The 12,579-nt window shown below is 52.0% G+C and carries 9 protein-coding genes; 6 read left to right on the top strand and 3 right to left on the bottom strand.

Features of this window, described 5'->3' with window-relative positions; all coding sequences use genetic code 11:
* The first annotated feature begins 18 nt into the window (after positions 1–18).
* The 3 genes from NT073_RS28780 to NT073_RS28770 all read left to right on the top strand — a co-directional run bounded on the left by NT073_RS28780 (position 19) and on the right by NT073_RS28770 (position 5,790).
* Positions 19–1,572: a SusD/RagB family nutrient-binding outer membrane lipoprotein gene (locus NT073_RS28780; RefSeq protein ID WP_297380937.1), complete on the top strand. Its 1,554-nt coding sequence runs from the start codon at positions 19–21 to the stop codon at positions 1,570–1,572.
* A 94-nt stretch (positions 1,573–1,666) separates the two neighbouring features.
* Positions 1,667–5,035, top strand: coding sequence for a VCBS repeat-containing protein (locus NT073_RS28775; protein ID WP_297380934.1), 3,369 nt, complete (start codon positions 1,667–1,669; stop codon positions 5,033–5,035).
* Between the two features lie 146 nt (positions 5,036–5,181).
* A complete protein-coding gene (locus NT073_RS28770) occupies positions 5,182–5,790 on the top strand; it encodes a sigma-70 family RNA polymerase sigma factor (RefSeq protein ID WP_297380932.1) in 609 nt (202 codons plus the stop codon).
* A gap of 143 nt (positions 5,791–5,933) precedes the next feature.
* On the opposite strand, the gene NT073_RS28765 is transcribed toward NT073_RS28770, so the two are convergent.
* Positions 5,934–6,851: an SMP-30/gluconolactonase/LRE family protein gene (locus tag NT073_RS28765; RefSeq protein ID WP_297380929.1), complete on the bottom strand. Its 918-nt coding sequence runs from the start codon at positions 6,849–6,851 to the stop codon at positions 5,934–5,936.
* Positions 6,852–7,056: 205 nt separating this feature from the next.
* Between NT073_RS28765 and NT073_RS28760 the strand changes: the two genes are divergently transcribed.
* A complete protein-coding gene (locus tag NT073_RS28760) occupies positions 7,057–7,728 on the top strand; it encodes a hypothetical protein (protein ID WP_297380926.1) in 672 nt (223 codons plus the stop codon).
* Between the two features lie 135 nt (positions 7,729–7,863).
* The gene (locus tag NT073_RS28755; protein ID WP_297380923.1) at positions 7,864–8,508 is read left to right on the top strand and encodes an outer membrane beta-barrel protein; all 645 of its coding nucleotides are present in this window, start codon (positions 7,864–7,866) and stop codon (positions 8,506–8,508) included.
* A 99-nt stretch (positions 8,509–8,607) separates the two neighbouring features.
* On the opposite strand, the gene NT073_RS28750 is transcribed toward NT073_RS28755, so the two are convergent.
* Together NT073_RS28750 and NT073_RS28745 are read right to left on the bottom strand one after the other, a co-directional pair.
* Complete coding sequence (locus NT073_RS28750; RefSeq protein ID WP_297380920.1) at positions 8,608–8,946, bottom strand: hypothetical protein; 339 nt, start codon at positions 8,944–8,946, stop codon at positions 8,608–8,610.
* Between the two features lie 55 nt (positions 8,947–9,001).
* The gene (locus NT073_RS28745; RefSeq protein WP_297380919.1) at positions 9,002–9,757 is read right to left on the bottom strand and encodes an SDR family NAD(P)-dependent oxidoreductase; all 756 of its coding nucleotides are present in this window, start codon (positions 9,755–9,757) and stop codon (positions 9,002–9,004) included.
* A 266-nt stretch (positions 9,758–10,023) separates the two neighbouring features.
* Between NT073_RS28745 and NT073_RS28740 the strand changes: the two genes are divergently transcribed.
* The gene (locus NT073_RS28740) at positions 10,024–12,579 is read left to right on the top strand and encodes a c-type cytochrome (RefSeq protein WP_297380916.1); all 2,556 of its coding nucleotides are present in this window, start codon (positions 10,024–10,026) and stop codon (positions 12,577–12,579) included.

Raw genomic sequence — 12,579 nt, 5'->3', positions numbered from 1 at the left:
CCTGAAACGATCGTCAATATGACAAGCTATAAAACGATATTACGAAAAACAGTCGTGGCGGCCTGCCTTTCGGCCCCGTTATTCTGGGCTGTTGGCTGTACCAAAAATTTCGATGAGATTAACACCAACCAAACCAAAATAACCATTATTGGTGCGGGCGAAATTCCTTACCTGTTCTCGAAAGCACAGTCGGCGGCAACGCTTCCCGGCGGCAATTATCAGGTCGGTCAGAATCTCTTCTCCGATCAGTATGCGCAGTATTTCGCCTGCGTCGCTACGTACTTCCCCTCCGACCGGTTCGTGATTCGGATGGATTGGCTGGGTGGCCCCTGGACATCGCTTTACACCCAGGTTGTTCCTCAGTTGAAAACGATCATGTCGAGTACCGATCCCAATTCGGCGGAGTATGCACTGGCCAGCATCTGGTGGGTATATTCGTTTCACCGCTGGACGGATTATGTTGGTCCTATTCCTTATTTCAAAGCGGGCGAACCGGCCACCTCGGTACCGTATGACGCTCAGGATAAAATATACGACGATTTTTTCAAGCGGCTGGCGGCTGCAACAACGGTTCTGAAAGCTAAAACGGCAGAAAAACCCTTTGGTGCTTTCGACCTGATCTACGGCGGTGATGCCACCAAGTGGATCAAGTTCGCCAATACGCTTCGGCTGCGCTTAGCCTTACGTATCTCGAAAGTCGACCCGGCCCGCGCCAAAACGGAAGCCGAAGCCGCAGTAGCGGGCGGTGTGCTGACCACCAGCCCCGACGACGACGCACTGGTGCAACGCAGTACCAAAGGGGGCGACAACAATGGGCTGGCGATTATGTCGGACTGGAACGAGTTTCGGATGAGTGCGGCCATGGAGTCGGTACTGAAAGGCTACGAGGATCCACGGTTACCAACCTACTTTTTGCCCGCTGTAAAAACTAACACATACGAAGGACTTCGGAATGGACTGGGCACAACGCAGTTGACCGAAACCGTCAACACGGCCGACTTCAACTCACACGTAGGTCAGCGCTGGACATCGACCGGATTGGGAACGGCTCAAAATGTAATGGCTACGGCTGAATCTTATTTCCTGCGGGCAGAGGGTGCCCTCAACGGCTGGAGCATGGGTGGTACGGCGAAGGATTTTTACCTTCAGGGCATCGCTAATTCCATGAAACAGTGGGGTGTTAGCGACGCAGCGGCTATTGCAGCCTACCAGAACAGCACAAAAACGCCTATTGCACCCAACGATTACCTTAAATCGGCACCGTTGAGCAACATTCCCGTTGCCTGGGGCAGTACAGAAGCCATACAGCGCGAGCAGATCGGGACCCAGAAATGGCTGGCTATCTTCCCCGATGGTTTTGAAGGCTGGGCCGAATACCGTCGAACCCGCTTCCCGAAACTATACCCCGTCGTAAACTCCGACAACCCCGATATTCCGGCTGGTGGAGTCCTACGCCGTATTCCGATTCTGCTGGTCGAACAGCAAACCAACGCTGTTGAAGCCAAGAAGGCCGAGACGCTGCTGGGTGGTCCCGATAAGGTGACAACGCCCTTATGGTGGGACAAGAACTAATTGCCCTTATTTTTACCTGATAGGTCGCGAAAGCGGGCGATAATGTCGTCCGCTTTCGTCTTTTCAACCCCAACCGTAGCCGGTTACTACCCATATGAAGACGTTTTTTTTCCTCTTTACAGCCATCCTTCTGCTCTCGGCCTGCGACAGTACAGACACGCTGTTTGAGAAGCTCCCTGCCTCCAAAACGAATATTACCTTCAAAAACGCGCTGGAAGAAGCACCGGATTTTAACGTCCTCAAGTACGGCTATTTCTACAACGGCGGGGGCGTGGCGGCTGCGGACTTTAACAATGACAGCCTAACGGACCTGTACTTCACGGGCAATCTCAGTCCCAACAAATTATACCTGAACAAAGGTGATTTAACCTTCGACGACATTACCGATAAAGCCAGTGTGGCCGCTGCCAATGGCTGGAACACGGGTGTATCGGTGGTCGACATCAACGCCGATGGCTGGCTCGACATTTACGTGTGCCGCTCAGCCGCTTCGGATATCCGGCTACGCCGTAACTTATTGTTCATCAACAACAAAGATTTGACATTTACCGAGAAAGCCGCCGACTATGGCCTCGACGACCCGGCTTACTCCACCCAGGCCGCCTTCTTCGACTATGACCGTGATGGCGACCTGGACTGCTTTCTGCTCAACCATTCGGTGCAGGAGTACGCCGGGTTCAGCCGCATGATCAGCGATTATAAGCAACAGGCAAACCCCAATTATTCGAGTAAACTCTACCAGAATCAGAACGGTAAGTTTGTGGACGTATCGGTCTCGTCGGGTATGATTTCCAACGTGCTGAGTTTCGGGCTAGCCGTGGCCGTCACTGATTTCAATAACGACGGCTGGCTCGATTTCTACGTCTCGAACGATTACAACGAAAACGACTACCTCTACATCAACCAGCAGGACGGCAGCTTCAGGGAAGCGGTGCGTGATGCGATGGGCCATACGTCACTCTACTCCATGGGCTCCGATGCCGCTGATGTGAACAACGATGGTCGCATGGACCTCCTCACCCTGGACATGCTCCCCGAACGCAACGAGCGCATTAAGCTCACCTCCGGCGACGATAATTACGACAAGTACACCCAACTGCTCCGGTCGGGCTTCCACCACCAGACCATGCGCAACATGCTGCAACTAAATGTCGGAGAGGTGTCAGCAGGAGCCAATAAAGGAGTTTATCCACCCTCTACCCCCCTCTTCAGCGAAATTGGGCAGCTGGCAGGCATTTCCAATACCGACTGGAGTTGGGCGGGGCTATTTGCGGATGTCGACAATGATGGTTGGAAAGACCTGTTCATAACCAATGGCTACGCCCGCGATTACACGAACATGGAGTTTCTGAAGTTCACGATGGATGAGCAATTGAAGGCCCGCCAACCGGATGCGCCAACAACGTCACTGGACCCGATGGCCGTCATTGCGAAAATGCCGAGCATCAACGAACCCAATTTCATCTACCGAAACCGGTCCGGTGACTCGCAGGCCGCGGTCCGGCGATCCGGTCAATTGATGTTTACGAACGAAACCAAAAGCTGGGGACTGGACGAGCCAACGCAATCGAACGGGGCCGTTTATGCCGATCTGGATAACGACGGCGATCTGGATCTGGTCATCAACAATGTGAATGCCGAAGCGGGTATTTACGAAAACCACACGAATGAAAAGGAATCAAACCACTACCTGAGCCTTCAGTTGAAAAGCCCGAATCCGGCCCAATTGATGGGTGCACGGGCAACGATCTGGGCGGGTGGCCGGATGCAGGTGCAGGAATTCATGCCCGTGCGGGGCTTTCAGTCGGCCATGTACGGACCATTGCTGTTCGGATTGGGACAGTCCCCGGCGGCCGACTCGGTGTTAATTCGCTGGGCCGATGGCAAAACGCAGTTTATGGACCTGAACCAAATCAGCAAACCAGCGGCTGGCGTGGTGACGATTGCCTACGCCCCAACGCCCGAACGAACACAGCCCGTTCCGCCAAAACCTTATTGGCGATCAACTACCGACCTGGTTTGGACCCATCAGTCGGAAGCCGTCAATGACTTTAAAATCCAGCCGTTGTTGCCTTACATGCTCTCGACCATCGGCCCCTGTTTTGCCGTTGGTGACGCCAACGGTGATGGCCGAGACGACGTTTTTGCCGGGGGTGGACGCGGGCAGGGTGGACAATTGTTTCTCGCTGGCAAAAGTGGATTCTCATCCATGCCCCAACCGGCTTTCCTCGCTGACCGCGCCTGTGCTGATGCGGGGGCAGAATGGCTCGATGCAGACGGCGACAAAGACCTGGATCTGGTGGTAAGCAGCGCGGGTTACGAACTGGCTCCCGACGATGCCCGGCTACGGGTTCGGCTGTACCTGAACGACGGGAAAGGCCACCTGAGCCGGGCAGCTTTTCCCGATGTACGCGTGAGTGCTTCCTGCGTTCGGTCGGCAGATGTGGATGGCGACGGCGACCGCGACTTGTTCATTGGAGCGCGGGTGGTACCGGGCCGCTACCCCGAAACGCCCGTCAGCCATTTACTACTGAATGATGGCAAAGGTCATTTTACCGATAAACCCAGTCCCGTTCTGGCACAACTGGGCATGGTGACCGATGCCGCCTTTGCGGACTTGATTCCCGACGGAGATCGGCCCGAATTAATCGTGGCTACCGACTTTGGACCGATACAGGCTTTTTCGTGCAAAGGAGAAACGCTTCACCGGTTGGATAACCTGCTGCCACCAGCAACAGGTTGCTGGAATCGGTTGCTGGTGCAGGATGTTAACAACGACAAAAAGCCGGATATCATTGCGGCAAACGCCGGATTGAACAGCCAGCTTCAGGCTACAGCCGACCGGCCCTTAACGCTTTACGGCATTAAAAACACGTCAGGTGCCTTGCTGCCGGTTCTGGCGGGTTATGACCGAAACAATGCGGCCGATAAACAGCCCTACCCATTCAACGCCCGGGACGAAATGCTCGATCAGGTGGTGAGCTTGCGAAAGAAATTCACCGATTACACCAGCTATTCGAAAGCCACTATTACCGATCTATTTGGGCCGGATGAATTAAAACAGGCGCAAAAACTCGAAGCATCCACCCTACAAAGTGGCGTATTTATGAGTAATGGTGAGCAATCGCCCTCCTTTACCTGGCAACCCCTACCCATCGAAGCGCAGACGGCTCCGGCCTATGCCCTAGCGGCCGTAGATGTCAATCACGATGGCCTGCCCGACCTAATTGTGGGCGGCAACCGCGAGTATAACCGGGTTCGGTTGGGCAAGGACGATGCTAACCGGGGGCAGTTGTTTTTAAATCGGGGCAAAGGGCATTTCACTTACGTGCCGATGGCTACATCGGGCCTGGCTTGGGATGGCGATGTGCGTGATTTTGCGACCGTGAACGTTGCCGGACGTATTGATTTACTGGTGGGCGCATCGGGTCGATCGGTTCGTGGCTTTACACTATCCCGATAAACATAAGCTGACGACTGCATAATTATCTTTCGACAATCTATCAGAAAACGCATGATAGATTGTCGCGTTCGCAATTCATCGGCGTATAATTTATGTTTTCCTGAATTTTACCGTTATTTTACCTTTCGATAAAAAAACAGGGTATTTTGGATCAGCGACATCGACTTATCGAAGAGAACGAATACTTACTGAACCTTTGGCATAGAGCCAAAGATGGAGATAAAGCGGCCTTTTGCCAATTGGCCGAACGGCAATACCGCTCCCTGTTTGCCTATGCAACTAACTTCACGGAGGATCGGGATTTTATAAAAGATTCGATCCAGGAGATTTTCATCCGTATCTGGGAGAAACGCGCTACCACTACCATTCAGTATGTCTCGATTTATCTGTTCAAATCGCTTCGGAATCAGTTGTTGCAGGAGTTTCGCAGGAGTAAGCCAGAACAATCGTCGCTGAACAGCCTGGAGGTTAGCGATCTATCGGACTGGCAGACGATTGAAACGGAAATCGAACAAAGCGAAGCCGATTCCGAAAGTCAATATAAAGTACGTCAGGCGATAAACACGCTACCCAAGCGCCAGCAGGAAGTTGTTTTTCTTAAATTCTATAACGGGCTGGAAAACGACCAGATTGCGGCTTTAATGGAAATTAACCGGCAATCGGTGGCCAATCTGCTGTACAAAGCACTGGGAGCGCTCAAAAGCCAGATGGTTTTTCATCAGTTCTGGCTTTTGATGGGGTTGCTGTCTCTGTAGCTTCGATCTGATCCCGAAAACTGTTTTTTTTCCACAGAGGCACAAAGTGCACAGAGATTCTACAGGTCGCCTTCTATCCTTGTAGAATCTCTGTGCACTTTGTGCCTTAATCTGTAAACAGGTTTCAACCCTCTCCATTCGCGCTATTTCTGCCGCATCATCCATTCCTGGCCGGGCGTGTCGACGCGGAAAGTTTCGAGGTTGCCTTTATCCTGCAAGGTTATGTATGCCGTCCGGCCGTCTTTGCCGCCAAACGCGATGTTGGTGGGCTTCTGACCAATCAGCTTGATTTCCTGAAGCAGTTTCCCGGCGGGCGATAGTTTCGCCACGGTGCCTTTGCCGTACCGGACAATGTACAGATTGCCTTTGGCGTCGCACCGCATGCCGTCCATGCCGAAGTCCGTAAATTCGATCAGCAGCCGTTTGTTGCTAACCTTACCCGCCTTCGACAAGTCGTACGCCCACACCTTGCGCTGCGCCGACTCGTTGACATACAGCGTTTTGTTGTCGGGGCTAACTTCTATTCCGTTGGTAGTACCCATGTTGGCTTCGAGCAGGGTTACCTTTCCATCGGTGTCAATGCGCCAGATATTGCCCGTGTTTTCTTTCCAGTTCGGGTCGCTGGCGTAGAGCCGGTCCTGACTGTCGATGGCAATATCGTTAGGTTGATTCATGCGGGGTTCATTGGCGAAAACGCTTAGTTTTTTTGTCCCCATCACTACTTTTAGGATGTTGTGTTTCGGGTAGTCGGCAATGAACATATCTCCCCGTTTGCTGAAGCGAATACCGTTGCCGATGCTCCCTTCCGGCAACTCAACAAATACACTTGCCTGACCAGTTGGCGTAATCTGCCCAATAGTCCCCTGCTTCGCAAAATTGACCGCGTAGAGCATACCGGCCTTATCCACAGCCGGGCCTTCAACGCCCGATGTAAATCCATTTTCCGGGGTGAACACGCGCGCTGTAAACAAGTCCTCGAGGGGCAAGTAACTGGCAGATAAAGTTATAAATCCGGCACTCAGCAGAGCAAAAGCAGTGATACGGGGCAAAGGCAGTGACATAACGTGGTTTATGATTGAAAAACGGCCTAAAATCGGGCCTTAAGCCAAAAATAAGGAAATTTGAACGTATGAATCGCTTTGGGACATAACCAATCGGTAATTTCAACTTAGTTGCTAAAAAGAAGATCACGTCCTACCTGAATCCTGCTTTTTTAGTAAAGCTAAACAACCGATATTTCCTGAAAACAGACCAACACACCTGACAATGAAACATCTATTTACCTCTCTGCTTGTTTTGATCCTGACGCTGACGAGTTTGTACGCGCAGGAGTCCGCAACCGTCAAAATCAACCGGTTTGGCTTCGGTATATTCGCAGGACTGAATTACACTTATCCCCGCGTAAGCACCCGACTCCCGGATCATTTCAGCTCACACAGTGACCTGCTCGCGGGTATCGACCTGCGCTATCGGCTCACCAGCCTGGGTTCCCTGCACGTTCAACCGTCCTGGACGCAGGTGCGGGATGTCAGGCCTGTTTCAAGCTGGGCAATACCTGTTTTCAGCCTTTCTACCGTTAAGATTCCGGTAGTTTATCGGCACTACGTCCTGCCCAGCGGCAAACTACTATTTCTGGAGGCTGGTGTAAGTTATAATCGCATTATCAGCAGCACCTACAAAGAGGAGCAGATTGTTTACTGCATTGTCGCGCCTTGTCCGGTCTTTTACAGTAGCAATCTGGCCCCGGTAACCCGCTCGGCGGTGAGTGGGCTGGCGGGAATCGGTGTGACTATTGATGGGCAGAAAATCAGCATTCCTGTCACATTGCGTTACGAACGCTACCTGAGCAATTTTTCATATCCGACTCCGTACGATGCCGGGTCTACGCGGGTGAAGTTCGAAGGCTTTAGTATCACGACGGGGGTTAACTTTAAATAAACGACTGGTTGTTGCACGCATGTCGTAACAGGTAGTAGAGTTACTTTACAAAAACACCCCGGTTGATATCAGCGACCTAACGCTTTTTGCTCAATAATAAAGCCTATCTACAATCTATTAACTCAACGCGATCTTATGAAAAGTACATATTTAATGATTGCTTGTATAAGTATTCTTTCAGCCAATTTAGGACTTGGCCAATCTACTGGTTCTCAGAACTATTTCGGGATTAAAGGAGGCTTTCAACGAGTGACGACTGACGTTTTCATTTCTGCTTCAGGAAATACATATTCCAATAAAGGATATGCTCCACGTGATGCCTTTTATACAGGTATATTCTACCAACAAGGTTTTGGCAAACGGTTCGCATACCGTATAGAAGCTAACTATCAACAAAAAGGGTATGCACATTACGATCAAAACAGCGATGTAATGTATCAAAACCGCTTTCACTACGTAGGTCTTACGCCTTTGATTGGCTTTTATCCAATAACTAATCTCAGTCTGTTGGTCGGCCCGGAAGTGAATTGGCTCGTCAAGAACAGTGTCTATTCACCTTACTCCCCAACACCTGCGGGTAACAATCGACCTGTGGAGGTAGGTCTAACCGCTCGTGTAGCTTACCGCTACAAATGGATCGGTCTGGAAGTAGGTTATTTCAACGCCTTCAATGAGTATTTATTTTTGCCGGGTGTCGATTCTGATACCAAGTTTAAAAACCGTACCTGGCAAGCCGGATTATTTATTATTCCGGGGATGTTAATGCAACGAGTGAACTAAGTCCTGCTGGAAAATTATAGGCTGCTTTAATGGGCATAACAGCCGTTTAATAACGGGCCGTAACTGTCACCAACTTGTGTTTACCTCCCTTTTTCTGTCCTACTCGTTGAGCAGCGTCCGTTTATCGTCCAGGTTCTGAGCGATTTTACTGCATCCGCTGGCTGCTGCATCAGCGGCAAGACCGCTGCAAATGGATGATCCATCACACCGATAAACCGTGATGTATGGCCCTGCGAAACAACGACCACACGTTGAAACAGCATAGACGGTTTGATTCTGGTAAGTACCCTGGACTATACTTATTCCCAAATCTTTGTTGCTGGCCAGTTTCTGTAGCCAGGGTAAGTCGGTGAGGGGATCATTTACCCCACACTGACTGAGAATAGCCTGCTCCTGACGACAGGAACCAAGCAGCAGAACGAGAAATAGCCATTTCATATCCGCGTCTTTACAGCACTTGACCCAAAATACGCACAGAGGGTTGTGAGGGTTATCAATACGTTGCGCGCCCGCCCGATAGATCGAAGATAAAGCCGGTATTGAAACTAGCTTCTTCCGATAGAATCCAGGCCGCCAGCGATGCCACTTCCTCCACCGTTCCCAGCCGTTTCATGGGTATTTTGGCCAGCATATAAGCCAGTTGTTCGGGGGCAGTATCTTCATTAAGGGCTGTTTTGATAACCGCCGGGGCGATTCCATTGACGGTGATGCCCGTTTCGGCATACTCTTTCCCGACGCCTTTGACCAGTCCAATAACCCCCGCTTTCATGGACGAATACCCGGCCATAAACGGGTTACCTTCTTTTCCGGCAATGGACGCCATATGCAGGATTCGTCCGTAATTGCGCGGCTCCATGGCCTTGATGGCATACTTCGTCATCAGGAATGCTCCGCGTAAATTGATGCGGTAAATCCGGTCGTAGTCATCCACCGAATAGTCCGTGATTTTGGTACTCGTTAGCCCCACAATCCCCGCCGAGTTGACCATGATATCCAGCCGACTGTAGGCTTTAGCGACCTGATCAACGGCTGAAATGACCGACGTTTCATCCGAAATATCGATGGTCTGACCACTAACAGCCAGCCCCAGCTCCGTGAATTCCGCTACAGTACGATCTAGCGATGCGGTATTGACGTCGAACAATACAACCCTGGCACCTTCCGACGCAATTCGTTTGGCAATTCCTTTTCCGATGCCATCGGCACCTCCTGTAACAATAGCAACCTGCTTTGTGAATCGACTTGACATGCTCTAACTGTATTCTTCGAGTGAACCAATGTAGATTTTAAATCAAAAAGTAACTGGTTTTTACTGTAATACCGACCGTCGCGATCGGCGGTGAAGTAACCTACATCTCGCCCGACCGTCCCGCCGGTACTACAGGCAAGAACAGCTCAAATTGTAAAAAATATAGAACAAGTTGTAGTATTTGCAATACCGAAAAAGCTTTTATAAGAACTGGTGGATTGATCACACCAAGGTTATTCCGAAAGTAAAAAACCTGTATCTCGTTCATGGCTAAGCCCGTTCATTACCTATACGTGTTGGGTGCCAGTCTCCTCGGACTGTTAAGCTTCAAGGGCAAGATTGGCAGTTTGCTGGACGATGGTCCCTCTCCTGCCCATACCCCCGCCGAAGAACAAGCGACCTTTCAGCTTGAACCGGGTCTGAAAATACAACTCGTAGCAGCTGAGCCGATGGTACAGGACCCTGTCGTGATTACCTTCGATGAAGACGGTCGGCTGTGGGTGGTCGAGATGCGCGGGTTCATGCCTAACATCAATGGCGAAGGCGAAGACAAACCCGTTGGACGCATTTCGGTGCTGGAAGACACCAACGGCGACGGGCAGATGGACGCCAGTACCGTTTACCTCGATAGCCTGGTTATGCCCCGAGCGCTGGCCCTAATTAAAGGTGGGGCACTCGTAGCCGAAAGTGGCGCACTATGGCTCACTAAAGATACTAACGGCGACCTCAAAGCCGACACCAAAACCCTGATCGACAAAGACTACGCGGGCAGCGGCCTTCCCGAACATTCGGGCAACGGACTCTGGCGCAGTATGGACAACTGGTTTTACAACGCCAAATCACGCTTCCGCTATCGTGAGGTCGATGGCAAATGGCTGCGCGACAGCACCGAAGCGCGTGGCCAGTGGGGCATCAGCCACGACGACCGCGGCCGACTGCATTACAACTACAACTGGTCGCAACTCCACGCCGATCTGGTGCCGCCTAATTACTTATCCCGCAACAAACACCACACGCCTACCACGGGCATCGACCACGGCCTTACCATCGACCGGCGCGTATACCCCATCCGTCCCAACCCCGCCGTTAACCGGGGCTATATACCGGGAACACTCGATAAAGACGGGCGCTTACTGGAATTTACGGCCGCCTGCTCACCCCTCGTGTATCGGGCGCAAACCTTGCCCGCGCCTTTTTACAACAACGTATTCGTGTGCGAGCCGGCCGGAAACCTTATCAAACGTAACCTATCAGAATATAAAGATTTGCTGATTGCCGCCCGCGACCCGCATCCCGGCAAGGAATTTCTGGCGTCGACCGACGAGCGGTTCAGACCAGTTCACACCGCAACGGGACCCGATGGCGGGTTGTACGTAGCCGATATGTACCGAGGTCTTATCCAGCACAGCGCCTACGTAACGCCCTATCTGAAAGAAAAAACGATTGAGCGAGATCTGGTCCTTCCCGTCCATCGGGGCCGTATCTGGCGCATCGTGCCGGAGAACTGGCAACCGGCAAAAGCGAAGAAACTATCGGCGGCTTCATCGGCTGATCTGGTGGCTGAACTAGCCAACCCCGACGGCTGGCACCGCGACATGGCCCAGCGGCTGCTCATCGAGCGAAACGACAAAAGTGTACAGTTGGCGTTGACCGATCTGGCCCGAAGAGGCACCAGCAACCTGGGTCGTTTTCACGCCTTGTGGACGTTGGATGGCTTAAAAATGAGCAGTCCTGATCTGCTTTCCGCGAAGCTGACCGATGCCGACCCGCTGGTCAGTTCAACGGCCCTGCGTTTGCTGGAACCCTTCGCGAAGGCCGATAAAGCCGTTCGGACAAAGCTAGGCGAGCAACTACTAAACCAGTGGGAGAAAGCGCCCATCGAGCAGGTTCTACAGATGACGCTTACGGCGGGGGTTCTGGACCCGGCAACTTCGCAGCGCCTGTTAGCGGGCATCTTGAACAAGTACGGCGAATCGGCCCTGATTCGGGATGCAGCCCTGAGCAGTCTGTTCAATCAGGAGTTGGCCTTTTTACAAACCCTACTGACCTCACCCCAATGGCAAACGCAGGAACCGGCTAAGGAAATCTTTCTGGAAATGCTTACTACGTCGGTCATTCGCAAACGTAACCCGACCGAATTAGCGGCACTACTCAACCGGCTCAATATTAGCAAAACAGCGAACTGGCAGGAAAAAGCCATGCTCACCAGCCTGACGATTCAGGGCAGCACCAGCAAACTAAAGCCCGTTAAGCTGGCAGCGGCTCCTAAAATCTTGACTCAACCAACGGATAAAATCACACCTGAGCGGCTGGCTGTATTAAATGCCATGTTCGAGTGGCCCGGTCACGTTGCCAGTAAGACAGCCTTACCCAAAAAGAGTCTGCTGAACGACGACGAGCAAAAACTATTTGCGTCGGGGCGGCAGATTTACCTCAGCACCTGCTCGGGCTGTCACGGAACCGACGGTGCCGGACTCAAGCGATTTGCGCCCCCGCTCATCGGCTCCGACTGGGTTCTGGGCGATGAAAAACGGCTGTCGCTCATTGTCCTTCACGGCATGGAAGGCCCCGTAGAGGTAGCCAAACGGGTGTATGATGTACCAGATATTTTACCGGTCATGCCCTCTCATTCGACCATGGACGACGGCTCTATCACGGCCATTCTGATGTATATCCGCAACGAGTGGGGCAACAATGCCGGCCCTATCGGCAAGCGGGTGGTGAGTATGACACGTGTTACCTCGCAGGGCCGGGTAGTTCCCTGGACGGCCAAAGAGCTGAACAATTACATCTCCGAAGGTAAAGCCACCAGCGGCAAATAA

Origin of the sequence: Spirosoma sp. (assembly GCF_026391055.1) — a bacterium.
Classification (GTDB): domain Bacteria; phylum Bacteroidota; class Bacteroidia; order Cytophagales; family Spirosomataceae; genus Spirosoma.
Note: the sequence above shows the minus strand (reverse complement) of the source record. Positions and strands in the feature narration are given on the sequence as shown.